This window comes from Rhizobium sp. AN68, from assembly GCF_030758035.1.
Classification (GTDB): Bacteria; Pseudomonadota; Alphaproteobacteria; order Rhizobiales; family Rhizobiaceae; genus Agrobacterium; species Agrobacterium tumefaciens.
On the sequence record NZ_JARWMI010000003.1, the window covers coordinates 2384463 to 2409812 of the forward strand.

The 25350-nt window shown below is 59.6% G+C and carries 21 protein-coding genes and 1 pseudogene; 4 read left to right on the top strand and 18 right to left on the bottom strand.

Annotated features, from left to right (window positions below; translation table 11 throughout):
* Positions 1-73: 73 nt before the first annotated feature.
* The 4 genes and pseudogenes from RBH71_RS24695 to RBH71_RS24710 form a co-directional block, all read right to left on the bottom strand.
* Positions 74-294: pseudogene (locus RBH71_RS24695) on the bottom strand (porin family protein); the annotation flags it as partial.
* A 5-nt stretch (positions 295-299) separates the two neighbouring features.
* Entirely contained in the window at positions 300-1697 is a 1398-nt protein-coding gene (locus tag RBH71_RS24700) for a sensor histidine kinase (RefSeq protein ID WP_233283629.1), read from the bottom strand.
* A 35-nt stretch (positions 1698-1732) separates the two neighbouring features.
* Entirely contained in the window at positions 1733-2407 is a 675-nt protein-coding gene (locus tag RBH71_RS24705; protein WP_003514154.1) for a response regulator transcription factor, read from the bottom strand.
* Positions 2408-2546: 139 nt separating this feature from the next.
* On the bottom strand, positions 2547-3176 hold the full coding sequence (locus tag RBH71_RS24710; protein ID WP_003514156.1) for a TetR/AcrR family transcriptional regulator: 630 nt from the start codon (positions 3174-3176) through the stop codon (positions 2547-2549).
* A 145-nt stretch (positions 3177-3321) separates the two neighbouring features.
* Between RBH71_RS24710 and RBH71_RS24715 the strand changes: the two genes are divergently transcribed.
* Positions 3322-5358: an NADH:flavin oxidoreductase gene (locus RBH71_RS24715; protein WP_003514157.1), complete on the top strand. Its 2037-nt coding sequence runs from the start codon at positions 3322-3324 to the stop codon at positions 5356-5358.
* A 27-nt stretch (positions 5359-5385) separates the two neighbouring features.
* On the opposite strand, the gene RBH71_RS24720 is transcribed toward RBH71_RS24715, so the two are convergent.
* The 4 genes from RBH71_RS24720 to RBH71_RS24735 form a co-directional block, all read right to left on the bottom strand.
* Positions 5386-6447 (bottom strand): ABC transporter ATP-binding protein, encoded by a 1062-nt coding sequence (locus tag RBH71_RS24720; protein WP_003514159.1) that lies wholly within the window; start codon positions 6445-6447, stop codon positions 5386-5388.
* Positions 6444-8675, bottom strand: coding sequence for an ABC transporter permease (locus RBH71_RS24725; RefSeq protein WP_003514160.1), 2232 nt, complete (start codon positions 8673-8675; stop codon positions 6444-6446). The genes RBH71_RS24720 and RBH71_RS24725 overlap by 4 nt, the downstream gene beginning before the upstream one ends.
* An 86-nt stretch (positions 8676-8761) precedes the next feature.
* Positions 8762-9787 carry an ABC transporter substrate-binding protein gene (locus tag RBH71_RS24730; protein ID WP_003514162.1) on the bottom strand — a complete coding sequence of 342 codons (1026 nt, stop codon included), beginning with the start codon at positions 9785-9787 and terminating at the stop codon, positions 8762-8764.
* Between the two features lie 116 nt (positions 9788-9903).
* A complete protein-coding gene (locus RBH71_RS24735) occupies positions 9904-10896 on the bottom strand; it encodes an ABC transporter substrate-binding protein (RefSeq protein WP_035251897.1) in 993 nt (330 codons plus the stop codon).
* A gap of 229 nt (positions 10897-11125) precedes the next feature.
* Here RBH71_RS24735 and RBH71_RS24740 point away from each other — a divergent pair, with 229 nt between their 5' ends.
* The 3 genes from RBH71_RS24740 to RBH71_RS24750 all read left to right on the top strand — a co-directional run bounded on the left by RBH71_RS24740 (position 11126) and on the right by RBH71_RS24750 (position 15845).
* On the top strand, positions 11126-11866 hold the full coding sequence (locus RBH71_RS24740; RefSeq protein ID WP_003514167.1) for a response regulator transcription factor: 741 nt from the start codon (positions 11126-11128) through the stop codon (positions 11864-11866).
* Positions 11863-14025: a sensor histidine kinase gene (locus tag RBH71_RS24745; protein ID WP_323687538.1), complete on the top strand. Its 2163-nt coding sequence runs from the start codon at positions 11863-11865 to the stop codon at positions 14023-14025. The genes RBH71_RS24740 and RBH71_RS24745 overlap by 4 nt, the downstream gene beginning before the upstream one ends.
* A 92-nt stretch (positions 14026-14117) precedes the next feature.
* A complete protein-coding gene (locus RBH71_RS24750; RefSeq protein WP_050923837.1) occupies positions 14118-15845 on the top strand; it encodes a hypothetical protein in 1728 nt (575 codons plus the stop codon).
* A gap of 58 nt (positions 15846-15903) precedes the next feature.
* On the opposite strand, the gene RBH71_RS24755 is transcribed toward RBH71_RS24750, so the two are convergent.
* From RBH71_RS24755 to RBH71_RS24800, 10 genes are all read right to left on the bottom strand, one after another.
* The gene (locus RBH71_RS24755) at positions 15904-16605 is read right to left on the bottom strand and encodes a ParA family protein (protein ID WP_003514174.1); all 702 of its coding nucleotides are present in this window, start codon (positions 16603-16605) and stop codon (positions 15904-15906) included.
* 117 nt (positions 16606-16722) lie between these two features.
* Complete coding sequence (locus RBH71_RS24760; protein WP_003514176.1) at positions 16723-17811, bottom strand: protein-glutamate methylesterase/protein-glutamine glutaminase; 1089 nt, start codon at positions 17809-17811, stop codon at positions 16723-16725.
* A gap of 12 nt (positions 17812-17823) precedes the next feature.
* The gene (locus RBH71_RS24765) at positions 17824-18693 is read right to left on the bottom strand and encodes a CheR family methyltransferase (RefSeq protein ID WP_034502023.1); all 870 of its coding nucleotides are present in this window, start codon (positions 18691-18693) and stop codon (positions 17824-17826) included.
* Positions 18690-19184 (bottom strand): chemotaxis protein CheW, encoded by a 495-nt coding sequence (locus tag RBH71_RS24770; RefSeq protein WP_003514179.1) that lies wholly within the window; start codon positions 19182-19184, stop codon positions 18690-18692. Before RBH71_RS24770 ends, RBH71_RS24765 begins: the two co-directional genes overlap by 4 nt.
* Before the next feature lie 2 nt (positions 19185-19186).
* Positions 19187-21004 (bottom strand): methyl-accepting chemotaxis protein, encoded by a 1818-nt coding sequence (locus tag RBH71_RS24775; RefSeq protein ID WP_003514182.1) that lies wholly within the window; start codon positions 21002-21004, stop codon positions 19187-19189.
* 1 nt (position 21005) lies between these two features.
* Positions 21006-21551, bottom strand: a complete 546-nt coding sequence (locus tag RBH71_RS24780) for a chemotaxis protein CheW (protein WP_003514184.1) — start codon at positions 21549-21551, stop codon at positions 21006-21008.
* A complete protein-coding gene (locus RBH71_RS24785) occupies positions 21548-23515 on the bottom strand; it encodes a chemotaxis protein CheA (protein ID WP_003514186.1) in 1968 nt (655 codons plus the stop codon). Before RBH71_RS24785 ends, RBH71_RS24780 begins: the two co-directional genes overlap by 4 nt.
* Positions 23512-23880: a response regulator gene (locus RBH71_RS24790; RefSeq protein ID WP_003514188.1), complete on the bottom strand. Its 369-nt coding sequence runs from the start codon at positions 23878-23880 to the stop codon at positions 23512-23514. The genes RBH71_RS24785 and RBH71_RS24790 overlap by 4 nt, the downstream gene beginning before the upstream one ends.
* Positions 23877-24203: a hypothetical protein gene (locus RBH71_RS24795; RefSeq protein ID WP_003514190.1), complete on the bottom strand. Its 327-nt coding sequence runs from the start codon at positions 24201-24203 to the stop codon at positions 23877-23879. The genes RBH71_RS24790 and RBH71_RS24795 overlap by 4 nt, the downstream gene beginning before the upstream one ends.
* Entirely contained in the window at positions 24173-25330 is a 1158-nt protein-coding gene (locus RBH71_RS24800; protein WP_323687539.1) for an HD domain-containing phosphohydrolase, read from the bottom strand. The genes RBH71_RS24795 and RBH71_RS24800 overlap by 31 nt, the downstream gene beginning before the upstream one ends.
* Positions 25331-25350: the final 20 nt, after the last annotated feature.

Consider the following 25350-nt stretch of genomic DNA (forward strand, 5'->3'; position numbering starts at 1 on the left):
CCGCCGCTTTGATGCTCGAAGCGGCGGTTTTCGTTGGAACGTTCTCCCTGGGATTTCTCATCGGATGGGCCGGTCAGACGCGGTAGTTCAGGCCAGCCTTGATGACGTGATCATTTAGATCGGTCGTCGACCTGCCGCTCGCCAAACTTGGCCGACAGGCCGCCGCCGAAGCTCCGTTCGACGCCAGCGCCAACGATAGCCCTGTTTCCAGCCGTCGGGACCGGTGACGCCGTTTCCATCCTTGAACTTGGTGGTGGTAAGGCCGGGGAAACATGCCTGATCGCTTAAAATCCCGTCAGCTAGACAGTGTCAGCCGCAGCATCTTTAGAAGCCACCGAGCGAATTTCCAGCCGGACGCAAAACCCGGGATTGAGGTCGAGGAAGACAACGCGTCCGCAATGGATCTCTGCCGCCTTCTGGACTAGGTTCAACCCGAGGCCGGCTCCTGGCGAGTTCGTATTGACGCGGTGAAACGGCTCGAATACCTGCTCGCGCTCCGAGACGGGTATGCCAGGGCCTTCATCGCAAACGTCAATGAAGCCCGCAGCACCGACCCGGATCGTGATAGCACCCTTGCCGCCGCCATGATCGATTGCGTTGCGAACGAGATTGACGACCGCCATCTCGATGATCGAAGTCTGGACCGTGAATACGGCCTCTCCTTCACTTGGCTCGAAATCGAACTCGTAACCGGCATCCATCGCAATCGGCGCGAGATCGGTCGCGATGCGCTCGACAAGGATGTTCAGGTCCTGCCGCTCGGCGGGTAATTCCACCACGCCGACTGCCTGCATCTCCAGCAACTGGTGCGCAACGCGTGTGAGGCGATCGATATCGGCCCGGAGTTGTCGGCTCAGCGCGTCATCGGGCAAAAGATCGGCCCTGATCCGCGCGATTGCGATCGGCGTTCTCAACTCATGCGCGGCATCGGCGAGGAAACGGTTACGGCGATTATATCCCTCATCCAGCTTGGAGAGCGCGACGTTGAAGGCATTTACCAGGGGAATGATTTCGCTGGGCACCTTGGAACGATTGATACGGGCAGACCGGTTCTCGAAATTGATGGATTGCGCCTGGCTGACCGTTTCCATCAGGCCGCCAAGTGAACGGCCGACCGCCCTCGGGGTCACGATCAATGTCGCGATACCAGTCAGGATCAGCATGGGCACGACGGCGATAAGAATGACGAAGCCCACACCCGGCAAGACAGTAAGCCAGCGGATCTCGCCGTTGGCATCTTTTTCCAGATCTAACTGCATACTGATCCATAGGCTGAGGCCGTCATTCGGGATGCCTTTTTCCGTCCCGGCAATGAATTGCAGCCGCCCGGCAGGCGTATTACGGTTTTCCATGGTGGCCCGGACTGTTTCCCCCGCTTCCAGACGCGCCCTTTCGATGCTTGACGGAAAAACTGCCGCCAAAGCCGGTACTGGGATTTCTCCATATCGCAGGACGATTTCATCGGCGTCCCGCACCAAGAACCAAAGATTCGGATAGCGCTGTTTCAGCTCGACCAATCCGGGCGTGGGCAGAACTTGCGCCCGGCCCTGCCCATCCTTTGTCACGCTTTCCGCAACGATGCGGACAGCCTCTTCATTGGCGCCCTCCAGCCGTGGATCAATGATCCAGATCCAGCCGACGAGGAGGATGACAAACAGAACGAGCAAGAACGCCTGCAAGGCGAAAAGACGCTTCATCAGCGCCCACCGCAGGGATCGGTTGCGCTCCTGCTTCATGTGTTCGCTCGGATGAGATAGCCGATGTTTCGCACGGCTCTTATCTCGACGGTGGCTTCGGCCTGCGCGAGCTTCTTCCTGATGCGGGAGATATGGGCGTCGAGAGCGTTGGATTCGATCTCATCATCCAGGTTGTAAACCGCTTCGACCAGATTGGAACGCGTCACGATGCGGTTCGGGCGTCGCATCAGAGCCTCGAGCGCCAGATATTCCCGCCGCCGAAACTCGATGATGGCACCGGCAACCGTGACTTCATTGCTCTTCGGATCAATGCTCAGATTTCCGAAGCTCACATATTGGCTGGAAAGCGAAGGGCCGCGCCTGTGCAGCGCCCGAAGGCGGGCAAGCAATTCCTCGATCGCAAAGGGCTTGGCGAGGTAATCATCCGCTCCGGCGTCAAGACCGTCAACGCGGTGATCGACACTTCCGAGCGCCGTCAGAACGAGGATCGGCACCGAATGCCTGGCTTTGCGAAGCGAAGACACAAGGTTCAACCCTTCACCATCCGGAAGGCGACGATCCAGAACCAGCACATCGTAAGACCCGTCACGCGCCAGCGCGTCGGCATCGGCAATCGTCCTGACATGATCCGCAAGCACATCACGCCGTCGCAGGGCTTCGAGCAGGGCCCGCGCCATTTCAGGTTCATCCTCGAGAAGCAGGATCCGCAATGACTTTTCCCCAAAGGTGAATGCTTGCCGTCCTCACCACTGGTCGGTGAATGTTACAGCTACATTGCAGGCAAGGAGCCGGACTATCCTTCTCTCACCCTCCTGCCAGACGCAAATCGACCGTCACACCTTGGATGCCTTATCCCGGCCTGTACCCATGTCTTGCATAAAACCGGTCAAGCTCGCGCTGCTTCGGCACCTCACCGGTGTAGATCGCAATATAGTCCGGGATCCTTTTCATGCGCACGGCCATATCTTCCTCCGACTGCATGGAGATATAGCCGATCTGCACGAGATAGGTGGTGCGGGCACGCACATCCGCCATATTTTCCGAATGGCCAAACCGCATGAACATGCGCGAAAGTGCATCCATTCTCGTCTGATCGGCCTTACGCACCTCGGCAAGAATATCATCGGACTGAAGAGCCCAACTGCGAACCGCAAATTCGAACCTGTTGTCGAAGAGGCCAGCATCCAGCCAGCAATCGAAGACATTCAGCATCGCTTCGGCCAGGGTCTCCGCATAGGCCTCCGACTGCCTGACGATGCTGCCGGTATTCTTTTCGCGCCAGCGGGAGACGAGTGCGGCCAGCAACTCCTCCCGATCCCGGAAGAACCAGTAGAAACTCGTGCGCGACAGACCGAGTTTTTTCGCCAACGGCAGGATTTTCACGGAATCCACGCCGGATTCGAGAAGTGCCTGGTAGGCGGCCTCAAGCCAGCCCTCCTGCGATCCGCGCCAACCGGTCTCGTTCAATGTCGCTTCCATGATGATTTCCTAGCAAATCGGTCTGGTCGCGACAAGGCGAATGTCCACTCATGTCGAATGCATAAACACAAGTGTTTTATTAATTGACACCTATGTACATTCCCGCTTAGCCTTCTCCGATAGACGTTCTCGGAGCCCGGTCGCCATGTCGAATGACCCTCTTCTTCAGCCCTACCAGCTAAAGCATCTCACCCTGCGAAACCGCATCATCGTTACCTCGCATGAACCCGCCTATCCGGAGGACGGCATGCCGAAAGGGCGCTACCGCGCCTATACGCTCGAGCGGGCAAAGGGCGGCGTCGCCATGACGATGACGGCAGGCTCCGCAGCCGTCTCGAAAGACAGCCCGCCCGTCTTCAACAACCTCTTGGCCTACAAGGATGAAATCGTTCCGTGGATCAGGGAAATGACCGACGCCGTGCATGAAGAGGGTGCAGCGATCATGATCCAGCTGACGCATCTCGGCCGCCGCACGCGCTGGGACAAGGGCGACTGGCTGCCGGTGCTGGCACCATCCCACCAGCGGGAAGCCGCGCATCGCGCTTTCCCGAAGAAGATCGAGGATTGGGATATCGAGCGCATCATCAAGGACTTCGCCGACGCTGCGGAACGCATGAAGGCGGGCGGCATGGACGGGGTGGAGCTTGAAGCCTATGGCCATCTCATCGACCAGTTCGTCTCGCCGCTAACCAACGAGCTGGATGGCCCCTATGGCGGCTCGCTGGACAACCGCATGCGTTTCTGTTTCGACGTCTTCAGGGCGATGCGCGAACGTGTCGGCGACGATTTCATCCTCGGGGTTCGCTATACCGCCGACGAATGTCTTGAAGGCGGCACCGGAAAGGCGGAAGGCCTCGAAATCTCGCGCCGGTTGCGGGATAGCGGCCTGATCGACTATCTCAACGTTATCAGGGGCCATATCGACACCGATCCCGGCCTGACCGACGTCATTCCCATTCAGGGCATGGCGAACGCGCCGCATCTGGACTTCGCGGGCGAAATCCGCGCGGCAACCCGTTTCCCAACCTTCCACGCCGCCAAGATCCAGGATGTCGCCACCGCCAGATACGCCATCGCTTCCGGCAAGGTCGATATGGTCGGCATGACCCGCGCCCACATGACGGACCCGCATATCGTGCGCAAGATCATGGAAAAGCGGGAGGACGATATCAGGCCTTGCGTTGGCGCCAATTACTGTCTCGACCGCATCTATCAGGGCGGCCTCGCATTCTGCATTCACAATCCGGCGACAGGCCGCGAAGAAACGATGCCGCACGAAATTACCAAGGCGACGGAAAGCCTGAAGGTCGTGATCGTCGGCGCCGGTCCGGCCGGGCTTGAGGCCGCGCGAGTCTGTGCCGAACGCGGCCATGAGGTCGTCGTCTTCGAGGCCGCAAACGATCCGGGCGGCCAGATCCGCCTGACCGCGCAAAGCGAACGCCGCCGCGAAATGATCAGCATTATCGACTGGCGCATGAGCCAGTGCGAAAGGCTCGGCGTTACCTTTCACTTCAACAGCTGGGCGGAAGCGGACACGGTTCTCTCGGAGAGCCCAGATGTCGTCATCATCGCCACCGGCGGATTGCCGCATACCGATGTGCTTTCAAACGGCAATGATCTGGTCGTTTCCTCGTGGGATATCATTTCCGGCGACGTCAAGCCGGGAACGAATGTGCTGGTTTTCGACGATGCCGGCGACCATGCGGGCTTGCAGGCAGCAGAATTTCTCGCAAAGGCGGGCGCAAAAGTGGAGATCATGACCCCGGATCGCGCCTTCGCGCCGGAAGTCATGGCGATGAACCTAGTTCCTTACATGCGCTCACTGCAAAAACTCGACGTCACCTTCACCGTCACCTATCGGCTGGAAGCGGCGGAAAGAAACGGCAACCAGCTCGTCGCCCACATCGGCAGCGATTATGGCGGCGTGACGAAATCAAGGACCGTGGACCAGATCGTCGTCAATCACGGCACGGTGCCGCTGGACGATCTCTATTTCGACCTCAAGCCGGGCTCCAAGAACCTTGGCGAAATATCCTACGACGCCTTGCTGGAGGGCTCCGCCCAAACCGTCGAGCGCAACCCTTGCGGTGCCTACCGGCTGTTCCGCATCGGCGATGCGGTCGCCGCACGCAATACACATGCGGCGATCTACGATGCGCTTCGTCTCGCAAAGGACATTTGAGAGGGCCGCCGCGATACGCTTTGAAACTCAGGCCTGGATCAAGGCAATGCCACGGTTCTTGAACCCGAGTGTTACATCGCTTTCGGGCGGCAGGCTGGTCTCGACGGCATGGTCGATGATGAAGAGCGTGCCGATATCGGTCTCGACTTCATATTCGACGTGACCGCCGAGATAGGCACTGTGCAGCACCCGCCCGGCAAGTCCCTGCCCGCCCGATTGGGCGATGGAAATCGAACCCGGACGAACCGCAAGCTTTGCCGGGCCGGGTTTAGCGTTGCGTGCCGCAACACGATGATCGATCCCCCCAACGCGGATCAACGCATCGGCGCCCTCAAGGCTGACCACCTCGCAGCCGACGACATTCGCCTCGCCCATGAAGTCGGCGATGAAGGAAGAAGCCGGCGCCTCGTAGAGTTCCCGCGGCGCGCCTGACTGGGCGATCTCGCCTTCCTTCATCACGATGATCCGGTCGGAAACGGCCAGCGCCTCGTCCTGATCATGCGTCACATAAACGGCGGTAAAACCAAGCCGCTGCTGCAATTCCCGGATTTCGGTACGAACCCGGCGGCGAAGACGCGCATCGAGGTTGGAAAGGGGTTCATCGAGCAGCAGCACCTGCGGCTCCAGCACCAGAGCACGGGCAACCGCCACGCGCTGCTGCTGACCACCGGAAAGCTCGGCAGGCAGACGATGTCCCATGCCGGCCAGCCCCACGAGCTTCAGACCTTCCTCGGCCTTCTCCCGTGCTTCCGCCTTGCGCAGTCCGGAGGATTGCAGGCCATAAGCGACATTGTCGAGCGCCGTCATGTGGGGGAACAGGGCATAGGACTGGAAAACCATCGAGACATCGCGCTCATTGGCCGGCAGCATGGTCACATCCTTGTCGCCGATCAGAATGCGACCGGCCGTCGGATGTTCGAGCCCCGCCAGCATGCGCAGCGTCGTCGTCTTGCCGCAACCGGAGGGACCGAGAAGTGTCACCAGCGTGCCGGGTTCGATGGTGAGCGAAAGGTCGGGGATGGCGGTGAAGGCGCCAAATGTCTTGCGGACATTCTGAAAGGTGACGGAGCCGGGCTTTACGGAAATCATGCGGTTTTCTCCTGAGCGAGAGGAACGGAGGATGCGGACGGCAGTCCCGCGACGCGGTTTTCGCGGCGCAGGCGACGCTCGCCTACAATGAGCTGGAAGCCGGTGATAACAGTGATCATCACCACGATCAGCATGGAGGAATAGGCAATGGCGACACCGTATTCACCGTTTTCGACGAGACCGACGATATAGGAGGTCGCCATGTTGTACTGGGCGCTGACGAGGAAGATGACGGCGCTGATCGAGGTAATCGCTCGGACGAAGGAGTAGACCAGAGCCGCCGTGATCGCCGGGCGGAGCAGTGGCAGGATCACTTTCCTGATCGTGCGGAAACTGTCGGCGCGCAGCGTCAGCGAGGCCTCATCGAGGCTTTTGTCGAGTTGGCTCATTGCCGCAATGCCGCCGCGCACGCCGACCGGCATGTTGCGGAAGACGAAGCAGGCGATCAGGATCAGCGCCGATCCCGTCATTTCCACCGGCGGAAGGTTGAAGGCCATGATGTAGCTGACGCCGATAACCGTTCCGGGAATGGCAAAGCTCATCATCAGGGCAAATTCGAAGATGTTCCGACCGGCAAACTTCTGCCGCACGATGATATAGGCCGTCAGCAGACCGACGGCAGCGGTCAGCGGCGCCGACACCAGCGCGATCTCCATGGTCGTCCAGAACGAGTTCCAGGCAACACCGGTCCAGGCGATCGAGCCGTTGGAGAAGCTGACGGAGAACGCGCGGATGTAGTGGTCGAGCGTCAGCGAATTGTCCAGACCCCAGGTCTTCACGAAACCGCCGACGAGGATCATGCCGTACACGACGATGGTGAAGACCATCCACGGCACGACGACGGCATGGACACCAATGGACAGGCCGCGTGGCAGCGCGATATGCGCGCCGCTGTCGCCCTTGCCGGTAACCGTGGCGAAGTTCTTGCCGGCCAGCCAGAAACGCTGGGCGAGGAAGGCCGAAAGCGTGAAGCACAGGAGGATAATGGCGAGAACAGCGGCGCGTGAAGGGTCGTTCTGCGAACCGACGACGGCAAAGAAGATTTCCGTCGACAGCACCCCATGCGTGCCACCAAGCACCAGCGGATTGCCGAAATCCGCCATGCTTTCGATGAAGCCGATGAGAAACGCATTGGCGAGACCCGGCTTCATCAGCGGCAGCGACACGCGCCAGAAGGTGCGCCAGCGGTCGGCGCGAAGCGTTTGCGACGCCTCCTCCATCGACGGGCTGACACCTTCGACGACACCGATCAGCACCAGGAAGGATATCGGCGTGAAGGAGAGAACCTGCGCGATCCATATGCCGGTCATGCCGTAAAGCCAGCGGCCGGGTTCGATGCCGAAGAGATAGGAAAGCCATTCAGTGACGACACCGGCGCGGCCAAAGAGCAGCGTCAGGGCAAGACCGATGACGAAAGGCGGCGTTATGATCGGCAGAACCGTCAGAAGGCGCAGGCCCTTCTTGAACGGAAAACGGGTGCGGGTGGCGACCAGCGCGAAACCCAACCCAAGCACTGTGGAGCCGAAGGCGGTCATCAAGGCGAGGAAGAGCGTTCGCCAGGCAACGCCGCAGCGTTCTTCACCCGTGACACAGCCAAGGCTCCAGATGCCGGGATCCTGAATATTGCGGATGAAACCATCGGCGTTGAAGGAGCCATCGAAATCCTGAACGGATGCGATCAGCATGCTGCCGATCGGATAGAACACGAAAACGGTAACGAGGAAGGCCAGAATGGAAATCGAGCCGACGACAAAGGCATCGCCCTTCATCACGCCGCGTTCGGCAAGCCCGAAGGCAAAGAAAAGCACAAAGACCAGCGACATGACGACGGCACCGGCGCCCATGGCGGGCTGGCCATCGGAAAGCACGCCGAACAGGTTTTCACTGAAACTCCATGTCCAGCCAGTAAAGCCGATCGCCAATCCCTGCAAAATCAGAACCACGAGACCGGCAGCACCAATCCACGCAAGCAGCTTGCCCCGCAGCATCGGATCGCCGATCGGGCGGACAAGGCATCCGGCAACGAAAAACAGGCCGGCACCGGCAAGCCAGGGTTTTCCGTAAACCAATATTTGCAGCACACCGGGCGCATTGCTGGGGGAAGAGAGAAACTCAGACAGCCAGCGGAAGCTGAAGAAGCCGCCTTCAATGCGATACCAGGGAAGAAAAACCAGGGCAAAAGCCCCGAGCGCCAGGACAATGTTCAGCCTGCGATTGCCACGTGTCATGGCCGACCTCGCTTATTTCATGCCGATGAAAGAACGGCGGACATCCCGGCTTTCAAAAGCCGGGATGCCGATCGCCGGAGTTCAGATCAGTTTGCGACTGCACCGACCTCGCGGTCCCAGCGTTCCAGCAGCGCCTTGCGCTTGGCCGGGTCGCCATAGGTCTTGAAGTCGTAGTCGATGAGCTTGATGTCCTCGAACTTCGGCGCTTCCTTCGGCACTTCCGCGGTCTTGTTGGATGGAAGCTGGAAGGACTTGGCGTCCTTCATGCGTGACTGGACCTCTGGCTTTAGCGCCCAGTCGTACCAGGTCTTGGCATTTTCGAGGTTGCGGGCACCCTTGATGATCGACATGGAGCCAATTTCGTAGCCGGTACCTTCGCAGGGCGCGATGGACTTGACGGGGAAACCTTCCGCTGTCTGCGCCACGGCATCATGCATGAAGACGATGCCGAGTGCCGTCTCGCCACGCGCTGCCGCCTTCACCGGCGCGGAGCCGGACTTGGTATATTGCGAGATGTTGGCGTTGAGCTTCTTCAGATAATCGATCGCCTGGTCTTCGCCCATGATCTGCACGAGCGAGGCAAGCGCCGTATAGGCTGTGCCAGAAGAGTTGGGATTGGCGATCTGGATTTCGCCCTTCAGTTCCGGTGCCAGCAGATCGGCCCAGCACTTCGGCTCCTTGTAACCCTTGGATTTGAAGATTTCGGTGTTGTAACCCCAGCCCAGCGCGCCGGCATAAACGCCGACGGTTCTGTAACCGGTGCTTTCCGCCTGTTTGACGGCCCAGTCCTGCAGCTGATCCAGCATCGGCGACTTGTATTCAAGCGTCAGGTTTTCGGAGGCCGCCTGCATGTGCGGATCGCCGGTGCCGGCCCACCAGATATCGGTCTTCGGGTTGCGGGCTTCCGCACGCACCTTGGCATAAGTTTCGCCGGAAGACAGGCGAACCATATTGACCTTGATGTCATGCGACTTTTCGAAATCGCCCTTCATCTGTTCGCAGATGACGACATCGGCAGAGCATATCAGGTTAAGCTCGCCTGCCGCCTGCACCGATGTGGTGCCGAGTGCCGTACCGGCAAAAAGCAATGTGGAAAGTATCGTCAGTCGCATGGTTATCCTCCTGTAGCTTGCGTCTGAATGGTTCGGCAGTCCACAAACATGGCGCTGCCGGTCGCGGCATCTTGTGCTGCCACGCTGTCTGTCTTTTCGGTCTTGGATTGCTGACCCTACTGGGTCGGGTGAATTTCGTTGTCGAAGCGGCTTAACAATCGACTTCGCTCTTCGGGTTGGCCAAAGGTGGCGAAGTCGTAATCCACCATCTTGATCATCGATATATCGGGCGCCGTCAGCGGCAATGTCGCTCGGGCGTTGGATGGCACCTGGTTCTGCCCCGCCTTTGCCCCGGTCGCCTGTCCTTCCGGGGTCAGCGCGAATTCAACGAAGGCCTGCGCCAGCGCATCGTTGTGGTTGCCCTTGACGATGCTGACCGCCCCGATCTCGTAACCGGTTCCCTCGCAAGGGGCGACGATCACCAGCGGAAAGCCTTCGATCTTCTGTGTCACGGCGTCATGCATGAAGGAAATCCCGATCAGAACCTCCCCCCGCGCCGCCGCCTTTACGGGCGCCGAGCCGACCTTGGTGTAACTCACCACATTCTGGTTAAGCTTGCCCATGAAACTGAAAGCCTCCTCCTCGCCAAAGAGCTGGACAAGCGTAGCAAGCATGGTGAAGGCCGTGCCCGAATAGTTCGGGTTGCCGGTCTGGATATGGCCGCGATAAATCTCCTTCGCCAGATCCTTCCAGCATGTCGGGGCCGGCAGATTGTTCTTGGCAAGCAGTTCCGAATTATAGGCAAAACCGAGCGCACCGGCATAGATTCCGGCCGATTTCGATCCCGACATCGCATTGAAATTCTGCGCCCATGGCAGCAGATCCTGCTGATGCGCGGGCTGATACTCTTCCAGAAGGCCTTCCGAACCCGCCTGCAAATGAGTGTCGCCTGTACCGCCCCACCAGACGTCGACTGTCGGATGGGCGCGTTCGGCACGAATCTGATCGAGGATTTCGCCAGTGCTCTTGCGAACCATCGAAATCTCGACCCCCATCCGCGCTTCGAAAGCCCGCTGCATGGTCACGCACCAAGCCTCGTCGACGCCGCACAGGACGTTCAACTTCGTGGCGGCCATGCCATGCCCTGCGCCGCACAGCCATAAGGCCATGCTCGCCGCAAGTGCGGTCAATGCTCTCAACTGAGCCTCCCTGCTCGGAACCTCCCCGTTCCAATCTCCGCCATTAGCATGTCACATCCTGACCGCACCGCAATCGAAGAATGGTTACCAATCTTTCCGAACAAGATTACAGATATTACAAATATGACAGGGCGGATAACCAGCTAGGCTTTGAAGATCGCGTCTGCCGCGCCTATGATGATGGCGGGAGGAATACGCAGTGCTTAATCAGAAGGTTCGCATTCTGATCGTCGAGGACGATCCGGATATGGCAGAGCTTATCTCGGACCTCGTCGAGGCCGAGGGCTGGCTGCCCACCTGCGCGCGCTCCGCCGAGGAAGCGGACGAGATATTGGCGAAGGACGTGATGCAGCTGGTGCTCGTGGACCACAACTTGCCCGGCACCTCCGGCCGCACCTTTGCCCAGAGACTACGCAGCAAGGTCGATATCGGCATCGTCATGGTAACGGCTGCCGGCAGCGCCGCCGACCGGGTTCTCGGCCTGGAAACAGCGGCCGACGATTATGTCGTCAAACCCTTCGAACCGATCGAACTCACGGCACGGATCAAGGCCGTTCTGCGTCGGACAATCCCCTCCTTAAAGCAGGAAAAGGACAGTGAGCGCGACCACGGCCGGGCGGCATTGCTCCTCAGCGACTGGGCGATTGATCTCAATGCCCGACAGGCGGTCTGCCTGACCGATCGCAGCAGAACGCTGACAAGTGCCGAATTCGCACTTCTGGAAATTCTGGCCGAAACGCCAAACCAGCCCGTCAGTCGCTCCCAGATCCTCGACAGGCTGGGCTCGGAAAGCGACCGCTATATTGATAGAAACGTCGATGTGCTGGTGCTGCGGCTGAGGCGCAAGATCGAGCGAAACCCCGATCTGCCGCGTCACATCAAGACGCGGCGCGGCAGGGGTTATGTGCTCCACACCGACGAGGGCGAGCTTTCTCCGTGATCAGCCGTTCCTTCCTTTCCTCGATCGCCTTTCGCCTGCCCTTTGCGATCGTCTTCATCTGCATCCTCGTCTTCAGCCTATCCGCCATCGCCATCTACGGCCTGCAACGCGCTCGCGATGAAATGGCCGCCTACGGCCTGCAGGCCTTTTCCAGCCTTGCCAAGGCATCGCTGGTTTCGCGGCAGGTCTCCGACCTCGTCTCGAGTGCACCTTTCCTGATGAATGCCGCCTCGCCCTATCGCGTCTCCAGCGAAAGCCGGTCCGTGGTCCAGCAGGTCGATATCCTGCTGGAGATGACAGGGCCAGGCAACGGTGATCGGGTCGCCCGCGGCTTTGCCAACGAGCGCATCGTCGAACTCCTTGAATTGATCAGAACACAGACGCTGGATCTGGCAAAGGATGCCGATGCGGCGCAGGGCCACAAGGCGGAAGCGGCAGCCGCGCTTGGCGAAATTGCCACGGGTCGCGGCATCACCGATCCCGAACTGCGCCGGCGGATGAACGGCATCGTGCAGGCCGCATCCGCATCAGACAGCCTCTTCCAGCTTGGTGAACTGCGCCGCCGCTATGTTGCCGAAACCACCGCGCGCCAGGAAGGTTATCCCGGAGAGCGGCTCCCCGTGGCCGAGCTGCAACCCTATGAGCGGGTCTTTGAAGCGCAGAGCCGTTACCTCTTGGAAATGTTTGCGATCCGCGCCTCGGTGTCGCGGCTTCACATTGTGTCGCGCGATCTGTCCCATGTCACAGAAACCCAGAGCGATGCGGTTGCCCGCAGCCTCAACGAGGATCTGATCTCGACCTCGGACGCTCTGAGCCGGCTATTGGTCATCGTCGCAGTCGCTTCGCTTCTGGTTCTGGTCATGGCAACATTCTCGATTCGATCGGTGATGCGTGTCTCACGCGGGATCGCGACGCTTTCCAACGGCATGAACGCGCTCGCCAAGGGTGAAAAGGATGTCGGCCCGCCATCCTATACCGGATCGGAGACGGAACTGATCCGCCTGCTCGATGCTTTCCGGGCTTTCCATGACAGCGTCGATCGTGTCTCCCGCCTGCGGCGCACGGCGGAAGCGGCGGCCCGAACCATCCGCTCGACCTTCCGCAACATGAATGAGGGAATAGCGCTGTTCGATCCGACCGGTCGGCCAATCACCATGAACCGCCGGATCATAGAACTTGTCGGTCGTTCCGGCTCGTCGCGTAAGCTGCAGCTTCGCCGTTTTGTCGAACCGATACCGGAGATCGATCCCGCACTGTTCCCTTTCGAGAGCGGCCGAGGCGAGTTGATGGACCGGGCAGTGGTGCGCCATCGCACTGGAGATCAACGAGTGATCGAAATATCGATGTCACGCCAGCCGGATGGCGGTATCGTGCTGCTGGCGCGGGATGTAACTTCTCTCGATCGTCAGGAGGCGGAGGCCGCAAAAGCCCAGAGGCTTGATGGCATCATGCGCATGACCCATCAGGTCAGTCATGAAGTGGGCAACATGATCGGCATCATCACCGGCAGCCTCGGCCTGCTGGAGCGCGAAACTGGTTTCAACGATCGCCAGAAACGCCACATCGCCCGTATCCGCAAGGCGGCGGATCGCGGCCGTTCTCTGGCCAGCAGCATGCTGACCATCGGTAGCCAGCAGCCCATTCATCCGAGCTGCATCAACGTCGCAAACCTGCTGCGCGGCATGGCCGATATCCTTGAGATTGCAGTCGGCCCGAAATGCCGGATTGCGCTGGAGATTGACGAGGATCTTCCCTCGATTGCGCTAGACCCTGCCCTCCTCGAGCAGTCCATCCTCAACCTTTGCCTGAATGCGGCAGCGGCCATGCCCGATGGTGGCCTGATCTCGATCAGCGCCGCTTCCGAGAAGGATGCACTTGTGATCGCGGTCACCGACGAGGGGGTCGGCATGACGCCCGAGGCGGTGGACAAGGCCTTCGAGCCCTATTTCACCACCCGGCAGGAACACGGCGGGGCAGGCCTCGGCCTTGCAATGGTCTACGGCTTCGTCCGGCAGAGCGGCGGCGAGGCGCATATCAGCTCGATGCCGGGCGATGGCGCAAGGGTACAACTGACTTTTCCGGTAGGCACCGACCACCTCCAGATTCTGATAAGCCCCGAGAAGGCCTTCCAGGGGGAGAGGAATTCGTCAACCAATTGAGTTGTTAACTCCCGATCAACTCAGAATATTCACTGTCCGTTTCTTCCTGCTCTCTAGGATCACGCCATCCGAGTATGGGAAACAGTACCGTCGTGAAAAATCAACCAAAAGCTGAAGCCAGTGATCCGCAAGCGTACCTGACCGCGCGCCTTGCAACCGCACAGTCTCGTATCGAGAAGACCTTTCTTGAAGGCGGCTCCGTGCTCGTTTCAGTCATGGACATCCTGAACCAGCTCATCACCATATTGGACCGCATGACGGGTTCGATGGACGGCGATACCGCGGATGCGGCAATGGCCAACATGCAAAAGACCATTGAGGACATGGTCCGCCTGCCGGAAACCGAACAGTTGCGACAGGCCGCCTTCGTTGAAATGAGTTCCCTTTGCAAGTCTGCAAACGGCCATGTCGATGATATCCGCGAGACGATCCGTTACCTGAAAACCTTTGCGGTCACGGTAAAGATCACCGGCGCAGGCATCGCCGAATTTTCCTCCTTTGCCGAGGAAATCCGCGAACGCATCCATTTCGGCGGTACTGAAGTCGGCAAATTCGCGCAATATCTCGATCTCATGGACAAGCAGCTTGCCAGAGCGCGCGACGTCTCATCCGTCATCGGCGCCGATTTCGAAGCAACGATCCCAGGCATCGTCGGAGGTTTGAAGACAAATTCCGGTCGCATCGGCGAACAGCATCGCGCCATGACGGCCATGGCGGCCAAGGTGAAATCCGTCGCGCAGGGCGTGCAGGGCAAGATAGCGGCAACGCTGTCCTCCCTCCAGATCGGCGACATCACCCGCCAACGTGTCGAACATGTGCAGACGACACTCGCCCTGTTCAGCGATTATATGAATTCCGAAGAGGCGCAGGCGTTAAATTCCGCCGAAATGGACGCTCTTTACGACACCGTTTTCGAGATGGTCAGCGCCCAGATCGACGAGATGGCAACCACCTTCCAGCAGGATTGCCGCAAGATCTTTGCAGGCATCTCAAGTTTCGCCGACGATGCCGCAACCATTCTTTCACTGCGCGACACCCTGGTGGAAGATGCTGCCAATGATGGCGGCAGCGCGTTGCAGCTGCTTGAGAAGGACATAGCAAAGGCGTGCGATCTGTCCGGGCGCGTTCAGGAAGGCATGGCGGATGCCAATGCGGTCGTCGCTTCCGTTACCGGTACCGCACAGGACCTGTTGCACGGCATTGAAGTGCTGCGCTCGATCAAGACTGAAATCCATTATATGGCGCTGAACTCAAACCTGCGCTGCTCGAAACTGGGCGACGAAGGCCGGTCGGTCAATGTCGTCAGCGGCGAGCTGCGGGTCTTTGCCGACAAGCTGGAAAGCCCGGCGGATTCGATCGTTGCCGATCTCCACCGGATCGAAAGCGTCATTACAAATCTGAAGACGGCTGAGAACCGGAGCGCCGGTGACCTGCGGGAACCATTGAACGAAGCACTGGAAGCCATAAGCCACGCCAAGGGTCAGATGGAAACCGGTCTTCAGGATCTCGCCACGGAAGGTCAGGCCGTTTTCAGCCGCATCAGTGCCGCCGTGATCAAGCTCGATTTCGAAAGCGAACTCGGCGATGTCCTGAAAGAATGCCATCAGGTGGCAAGCGGGCTGGCCGCCGGCGGCGCCGGAGACATTTCCGGCTTCGCAGAGAAAATCCAGCCGTTTTCGGCACGCATCTACAAGATCTACACGATGGCGCAGGAGCGCGATGTGCATCTTCGCTACTTGCCGGTCGATCTTGCGCCCGGGCAGAAAGCACCCGCCACCGTCGAAGATGACGACGATCTGTTTGCCGACGCGCTTTTCTAGAGCGTACCCGATCTAAACGGGATCGATGGGGCGCTTTTACTGCGCCGGGTTCCCGGCGTCAGGCCGCCTGCATCAGTTTGCCAGGGCTTTTCTTGCTGGAGGCCTCAAGGAGACGGAGAACCTCGGCGGCAAAAGCTTCGGCATTCTGCAGAGCCTTGTCGAGATTGCTGACATGGCCGGCTTTCATCATATGCAGGCATCCATCGAATTCGAACATATCGCGAAACGCAGAACGTTCGAAAATCGGCGTATCGAGAACGCGTACATTCCTTTGCGCCAGCAGTTCCCGTGCAGCCAGAAGCGCGCGGGTCGTGACCAGCGGATTGACGCGGGTCAGCACGACGGAATGGTCGATCCGGATATTCGCCTTTTCATCGAGATAACGCAGCAGCTCCAGCACCTGCGCCCCGCCCTGCGCATCCATGGTGCTGCCCTGAACGGGTATCAGCACATGGTTGGAGAGACCTATCGCAGTCGCGAGCAGGGGCGATTGCGCACCGGGCAGGTCGATGATCACATGATCGAATGCACGGCGGCTGTCGATGACATGCTGCTGTAACGTCGCCGCCGTCACATAGGTGATGACTGAAAAATCGACACGCGCATCGGCCTTTTCACGCCAGCGGGAAATCCAGCGCTGTGGATCGGTATCGATGACGCAAACCCGCGATCCGCGCCGCGCCAAGTCGGACGCCAGGAGAAGAACCGCCGTGGTTTTCCCGGCGCCGCCCTTGGTGTTCGCGAAGGTGATAACTGGCATGGCATGATCCGGAAAACTGGGCGGAGACGGTCATGCCTCGCGGAACGCACCTGTCGCATGGTGTTACCGCCATCATTGGCGAGTTTGGTTAATGCCGGGTAAAAAAGGGTCGCGCCATCAGCGGCGGCGGTCTTCGGCCTGAATTTCCAGCGCGATCCTGTCGAGTGGCAGAACCTTGTCGACACCGCCATGGGCGATCGCTTCCTTCGGCATGCCGAAGACAACAGAGGATGCTTCGTCCTGTGCCACCGTGAAGGCGCCGGCCTGATGCATTTCCAGCATGCCGCGTGCGCCATCATCACCCATGCCTGTCATGATGATGCCCATGGCGTTGGCACCGGCGGCACGCGCGGAAGAACGAAACAGAACGTCCACCGAAGGCCGGTGTCGCGAAACCAGTGGCCCGGTGCGGACCGAAACGCGATAACGTGCACCCTGCCGCTCCAGCAGCATATGTCTGTCGCCCGGCGCAATCAGCACATGGCCGCGCAGCACCGGATCGCCGTCCTCGGCCTCCTTGATCTCGACATCGCAGAGACTGTTCAGGCGTTTTGCAAATGCGGCGGTAAATTTTTCCGGCATATGCTGAACGATCACGATGCCGGGTGAATTGGCCGGCAGCTTCATCAGCATTGCGCGCAACGCTTCCGTGCCGCCGGTGGATGCACCGACACAGACCACCATTTCAGTGGTGCGCGCCATGGCCTTGCCCGAAGGCGGCGGCAGCACGGCATCGGCGGTCAGCTTGGCCTGCGGACCGCTTGCGGCAGCCGAACGCAGCACCGCCCGCGCATTGCCGACGCGGGCGTGCGCCGCACTTTTGACGACCTCGCAGATGCGCGTGGCCTGCTCCGCCAGATGATCCGCAGCGCCTATCCTCGGCTTGAGGATGATGTCGACCGCCCCCGCCTCCAGTGCCTGAAGCAGGGTTTCCGATCCGGCCTCGGTCAGCGACGAGCACATGACTACAGGGATCGGTTTCTGCGACATGATCTTGCGCAGGAAGGTGATGCCGTCCATGCGCGGCATTTCCACATCAAGCGTGATGACATCGGGAATTTCTTCCTGGATGCGCTTGGCCGCAACAAACGGATCGGCAGCGGCCCCGATCACCTCAATGCCGGGATCGCTTTCGAGAACCTCCGTCAGGGTCTGCCGGACGCTGGCGGAATCGTCGACGATGAGAACGCGGATTTTTTTCGACATGGCTCTCTGCCGCTATTGCTTCTTGAAAACGGTATTGGCGACCTGCCGCAGGGGCAGGTCGATACCGGTTATCGTTTCGGAATGACCGATGAAAAGGTAACCGCCCGGCACCAGGCGCTTGCACAATTGGGTCAGGACGTGCACCTGCGTTTTTTTATCAAAGTAGATGAGAACGTTACGGCAGAAGAGAAGGTGCACCGCATCGCCGATCTGGTAGGTCGGGTCCATGAGGTTGAGGCGGGCAAAACCGATCTTGGAACGCAGCCGCGGCACGATACGAACCTCCCGTCGTCCGGCATCGACCGACCGCATGACATATTTGCGCATCATGTCGGCCGGAACCGGTTCGAGCAGTTCACGGGCATAGATACCGCTATGGGCTTTCCTGAGCACATCAGTGGAAAGGTCGGTCGCAAGGATGCTGAAATTGTTGATGACCTGTTTCTCGGCCGCTTCGGCCAGCACCATCGCCATGGTATAGGGTTCCGCACCCGTCGAACAGGCGGAACTCCAGGCGCGGATACGCCCATGGCCTTCACCCGCAAGTGCAGGCAAAGCGAATTTCTCCATGTAGTCGAAATGGTTCGGCTCACGGAAAAAATCCGTCTTGTTGGTCGTCACCACGTCAATCAGGTAGATCGCTTCCTCTTCCAGCCCGTCTTCGCGGAAGAGGAAATTGCAATATTGAGCGAAGGTGGCATGCCCCGTGGCGCGAAGACGCTTGCGCAGACGCCCTTCCAGCATAGTGCGCTTGCTGTCCGGCATCTTTATGCCGCTGTAATTGTAGATGTATTCGGCGAGCAGCCGGAAATCCCGCTGACTCAGGCCATCATGCGCGGAGTTGGCAGCAATGGAGGCATCCACGGAAAGGGCTCTCCTCATGCCGCCTGAACCGGTGTGCCGCCCTGCCGGGCAATGGCGTTTTCTTCGTTCGAGAAAAGCTTTGCAAGATCGATGATGACGACGAAATCACCTTCCCGGCGAACCACACCTGCAATGTAGTCGGAGTTCCAGTGAACGCCGATATCGGGTGCGGTTTCCATCTGGTCGCGACGGAACGGCGTCACCTCGAATACCTTGTCCGCCACGAGACCTATCGCTAGCGTGCGGGATGGGAACGGAATATCCAGCACCAGCACGCGGGTATGGGGTGTCCGCACGCTGCGGCTCATTCCGAGCCGCAGCCGCAGATCGATGATGGGCACACCCTGCCCACGCACATCTCTCAGACCCAGCAGATATTCAGGACTATGCGGAATCTTGAACGTGTCCTCATAGTCGAGGATTTCACGGACGACCGCGACGGATACCGCAAAGACCTCCTCACCGAGGCTGAATGTCACGAACTGGCCTTCTGAAGATGTGCTGGTCATGGTCAGGCGCTTTCGCGGAAATCCGCGTCGTCAGCATCGGGACCGCCCATGGACATATCCAGTGCGAAACCTTTGACGCGGGCTTGCTGGGCGCTGACGGTATTGCCCGTCTGCGGTTTGCGAACCGGGGCCGGCTTCATCGCCGGACGCGTCGCAGCAGGCTTTGCGGCAGGCCGATGTGCAGCCTGTGCGGGGCGCGACGAGACGCTTGAGGCATCCACCTTGAAGAAGGCGATACTGCTCTGCAACTCTTCGGCCTGCGCTGCCAGCTCTTCTGAAGTCGCCGACATTTCTTCCGAAGCGCCGGAGTTCTGCTGCGTCACCTTGTCAAGCTGCTGGATTGCCTCGTTGATCTGCGAGGCGCCGATATCCTGCTCACGGCAGGCGGCGGAGATTTCGGCGACCAGCTCGGCGGTCTTGCGAATGTCCGGCACCAGACGGTTCAGCATGTCGCCCGCTTCGGTTGCCACCTGCACGGTCTCGCCGGAAAGCGAGCTGATCTCGCTGGCAGCAGCCTGGCTGCGTTCGGCGAGCTTGCGCACTTCCGATGCCACGACAGCAAAACCCTTGCCGTGTTCCCCAGCGCGCGCCGCCTCGACGGCGGCGTTCAGCGCCAGAAGATCGGTCTGGCGGGCAATTTCCTGCACGATGGAAATCTTCTCGGCGATGGTGCGCATGGCGACCACGGCGCGGTTGACGGCTTCACCGCTGGCTTCGGCGTCCTTGGACGACTGGCGCGCGATCTTTTCCGTCTGCGCGGCATTGTCGGCATTCTGCTTGATGTTGGCAGCCATCTCTTCCATCGAGGCCGAGGCCTCTTCGGCAGACGATGCCTGCTCGGTCGCGCCCTGGCTCAGCTGTTCGGAGCTGGCCGACAGTTCCTGGCTGCCGGAGGACACATTGTCGGAAGCGGAAAGCGCATCGGCGACAATGCCACGCAGGCGCTCAACCATCCGTTCCAGCGCAAGGCCGAGAGTATCCCTGTCGGACAGGGGTTTCGGCATGACGGTAAGATCGCCATCGGCAATCCGGTCGGCAATGCCTGCGGTATTGCGCAGATTGCCCGTCATCGTGTTGATGCGCGCAACGAGATCCTTGATCTCGTCATTGGTCTTGATCTCGACATTCTGATCGAGATCGCCGATCGCAACCGCCTCCGCCACGGTCATGATCTTGCGCAATCCGCTGCTGATGCCGAGCGCGATCCAGAATGCTGTCGCGATGGCGATGAGTACGGCAACAACCGAGGCACTGACCAGCAGGGTGCGGGTCTGCTCATAGTCATCAGCCGCCAATTGCTTCGATTGTTCAAGACGGTCGCGGTTCATCTTGACGCCCTCGCCCAGTTTCCCGGTCAGGGCATTGGCAGCGTCACGGCCCTTGCTGGACGAGTACGACGCGGCGAGCGACGTATTGCCCTGCGCAACCAGTTCCCGGACGTGATCATCACTGGCCTCGAAAGCCTTGGTGATGGCCTGCAGATCCGTCCAGAACGCACGCGTCTCGGCGCTGGCGGTGGCTGCCATATCATTCAGCATGGCCGTCAACTGGTCGCGACTTTCGTTACCTGCCGCCTTGAAAAGCTGGGTTTCCTCCGGCGAAGCAGCAAGGATGATATTCTTCTGCGACCGGACAGTTGCCAGCGCCAGTGCGTTCATCTGGTGAACCTTGTCGAGGCGCACGACAGTGCCATCGACCACATCGTCCATGGCATTCTTGGCGATACCGAGGCTGTAGATGCCGTAGCCGGCCGTTCCGGCAAGCATCAGGATCAGAAAGCCGAAGGCAACCGCCAGCTTCATCTTGATTGTAAATCGCATCTCAATGCTCCTTGGAAAGTTCGATGACGTTGCCACGCGCGCTGGACGAAACCGGTCCGGACTCGCGATGCCCCGTGAAAATTGCTGTCAGATTTGGAAGAATGACGAACTCGCTGCCGCGTTTGATGAGGCAATGGATGTAATCCGCCCGCCACCGCATGCCGACGCTCGGCGGCGGTTCGCTGGCTGCCCGGCTGAACGTGGTCACCTCGTTGACCTTATCGGTCCTGATGCCGATCAATGCCGGCTCGCCATCGAACGGGAGTTCTATGACGACGATACGGCTATCAATGGTTCGCTCGGTGGCTTCCATGCCGAATGCAAGACGGATATCGGCCAGAGGGATGACCTTGCCCCGGAAGTTGATAACACTCGCCACAAAGGCTTTAGCACCGGGAACGGCGGTTTCGGGCAGAAGATCCAGAATTTCCCGGACCTTCACCGCCTCGATGGCGAAGGTCTCGCCCGCAATGTTGAAGGTCAGAACTTCCACGGCGTCGGACACGCCCCAAAATTCGTCCGTCTGCTTCAAGAGAGACTGGTTCATCCCGCGGCCCGCAATCGCGCCTCCTGTTGTTGCCCCGCCATCACCAGATGTGCGACATCGAGGATAAGGGCGACATTGCCGTCACCGAGGATGGTCGCGCCGGAGAATGTCGCGACGTCATGGTGCAGTTTCGACATGGCCTTGATGACCGTCTGGTGGTCACCGATGATCTGGTCAACCACAAGCCCGACGCGCTCGGAGCCGGTGGAAATGACGACGATCTTCTGGAACTGATCCGGCTTGGTTCCGGTGTTGAACAATTCGCGCAGGCGAATGAAGGGAACGAGGCTCTCTCGCAGTGAAATGAAGGACCGGCCCCGCGAACGAATATCGTCGTCAGGCGACAGTTCGAGGCATTCCTCCACCGCCGGCAGCGGAATGACGTAGCAACCATTGCCGACCCGCACCAGAAGGCCGTCGATGATGGCCAGCGTCAACGGGATCGCCAGCGAAACTTCCGAGCCCGCGCCCGGCGTGCTGGTAACGCTGATCGTGCCGCGAAGGGCCTCGACACTCTTTTTCACCACATCCATGCCGACACCACGGCCGGAAAGACTGGTAACTTCAGAGGCTGTCGAAAAGCCCGGCTGGAAGATCATCTGCAGCAGTTCCTGATCGCTGACCTGCGCGTTCGGAGCCAGAAGGCCGGAAGCCTCAGCTTTTGCCCGGACGCGCTGGCGATCGATGCCACGGCCATCGTCACGGATGGTGATCGTCACATCACCGCCCGACTGGCGGGCAATGAGGGTGATCCGCCCCGTCGCCGGTTTGCCGGCCGCCACACGCTCATCGCTTTTTTCGAGTCCATGGTCGCAGGAGTTGCGGACAAGGTGCACGAGTGGATCAGCCAGGCGTTCGATAACCGCCTTGTCGACCTCTGTGCCTTCGCCCTCGGTCTCCAGCTCGATCTGTTTGCCCGTTTCCCGCGCCAGGTCATGAATCAGACGGCGGAACCGACCAAAAAGCTGGGCGATCGGCACCATTCGCAGGACCATCATCGTATCGCGAAGTTCTCCGGAAAGACGTTCGACATCCTCCGAAACAGAGCGCAAAAGAATATCGACGCTGCTACCCGCCAGCTGCGAAAGGCGGGACTGGGCAATGACGAGTTCACCGACCCGATCCATCAACTCGTCAAGTCTTTCAGCAGGCACCCGTACGTTTTCGGCCGCCTTGCCGCCCTTCGGATCGGCGGCGACCTTTCTGGCTTCCGGCAGGATTTCGGAAACGGGGAGCTCTTCTTCGACAACCGCTTCGATTGCGCGGATATCGATCTCCATGTCATCCATCACGAAGATGAAAACGTCGTCGATTGCCGATTGCGGCTGCTCGGTCGTCAGCCGGACTGTCCAGCCCAGATGGAGATCGCTCGGATTGAGTGCATCGAGAGACGGCACCGTCGAGGTGTCGGCAACGATTTCACAGTCGCCGAGTTCGGCCAGTTCATCCAGCAGACCAAGGGGATTGGTTCCGTTTGCCATGGCATTGACGGGCAACCGGAACCGGATTTCCCAAGTGGCAGCTTTTGCCTTTGCCTGCTTCCTGGCGAGATTCTGCGCCGGAACATGTGTCAGGACACCGCCATCGCCACGAGTGCCGACTGCCGCACGAAGCTTGGCGAGCAGCTGCTCTCCAACATCACCCTGCACACCGTGCGGATTGTCGACCAGCGCCTGCATATGATCCTGCGCTTCAAGAACGGCTGCGACCAGTTCGCTGGTTGCCGGAACCTCGCCCTTGCGCACCCGGTCAAAGGCGGTTTCGCAATGGTGGGTGAAGGCGGCAAGCGCCTCGAACCCGAACATTGCCCCGGACCCCTTCAATGTATGCAGTCCGCGGAAAACGGCGTCGATCTGATCCTGATCGGTCAAATCGTGAAGCAGATCGAGAAGGCCACCCTCGATTTGCTCGAAAAGCTCCGCAGCCTCCGTTCTGAAAACCTGAATAGGGTCCAGCGTCGTCATTTTCCGAGGACCTTTCTGACGATCTTGACCAGATGTTCGGCATCGAAGGGCTTGGTCAGCCAGCCGGTGGCACCGGCGGCCTTGGCGCGCGCCTTCATGTCCGCATCGGATTCCGTCGTCAAAAAGATGATCGGAATGCCGGTATGAGCCGGAGATTGCCGAAGCGCCTCAATCATCTCGAGACCATTCATGTTCGGCATGTTGAGATCAGTGACGATGAGGTCGAAATTCTCGGCCTTCGCCTTGGCAAGACCGTCCTGCCCATCAACGGCCTCGGTAATCTGGTAGCCCGCGCCTGTGAGGGCGATCTTCGTCGTCATGCGAATGCTGGCAGAATCGTCGACCGTCAAAATATGTGCGCTCATGATATGTCCTTTCCATGCAACCAGAACTGGCGGGAGGCTTCATCCATCCGCGACAGGAAACCGCCCCGCCGCAATGTCTGCAAAACCTGACCGTCAGCCGGCTCTTTCAATGTTATCGTCTTGTTGTTCTGCGCCGCGAAATTGCGCGAGGCTTCCATCAGCTGCACGAAGCTCAAATCCGCATCCGCATCCTTGGGCACCTCGACCACCAGCCTGTCGGTGTCTTTGAGACGGTCGAGAAGAAGACTGTGTGCCGACGCAATCGACCGTATGGAAAGCGCTTGCGGCATCTTCAGTGTCTCGTTCGTGGTTTCATCAAACATGGGGGAGTCTCCCGAACGGCTGCGGCTTGCATGCCGCCATCCGCCCTGATCGGTTGTTCTTCCGGTGTTTCGAGGCTCGGCACTTCGATCTCCAGAACGCCGTGGCCCGTCATGAGCCTCTCGATCAGCGTCCATTGGCGCTGGAACGCCGCGACGCAAGCGGGATCGAAATGGCTGCCGCTCTGCGCGACAACATGCGCATAGGCCTCTTGGGTCGACCACGCCTTCTTGTAAGGACGCTCGGAGCAGAGAGCCTCAAAGACGTCCGCAATGGCGACGATACGGGCTTCCAGCGGAATGCCATCGCCCGACAAGCCGTGCGGATATCCCGTTCCATCCCATTTTTCGTGATGGCCGCCTGCAATCGCCTCGGCTATGCGCAGCAGATCGGATGAACCGTTTTCGAGAATCTGCACGCCGATACCGACATGTTTTCGCATTTCGGTGATCTCATCAGGCGTCAGGCGACCCGGCTTCAGCAGCACGCTGTCGGAAATTCCGATCTTGCCGACATCGTGCAAGGGTGCCGCGAGATAGATCATGCGGCAATGCTCGTCATCGAGGCCGAGATCCTTTGCCATCAGCATGCTGATTTGCGCGACGCGGGAAATATGGTCGCCGGTGTGGCCGTCGCGGAATTCGATGGCCCGCGCCAGGCGCCAGATGATTTCTTCTTCGCGGGCCGCGAGTTGCCGGGTGGCCTTGCGCACCTCATCCACAAGGCTGCGCGCCTGTCCGGCAAGATCGCGCTGCGCCTTGCGCAAGGCGAGAAGGTTGCGCACCCGCGCCTTCAGCTCCACCGGGTCAAAGGGCTTGTGGATGAATTCCGTGACACCGCTCTCTATCGCTTCGATAAGGACAGGCCGGCCTCTTTCCGATGTGATCATGATGACAGGCACATGCGCGAAATGCTCATATGTATTCAGTGCCTTGAGGAGCTGTATGCCGTTATATTTCGGCATCGTATAATCCACCACAAGCAGATCGACCGCATTGTTGCGGCAGAATTCCAACGCCTCCGTGGGATCGGTGAAGCCCACGATGGTGCCGACATCCGGAAGCCCGCGGACCGTCGCTTTCAGGGCAACAAGAATCGACTTGCTGTCATCGACCAATACGATTTGCACTTGTCCTCGCTATCATTGGA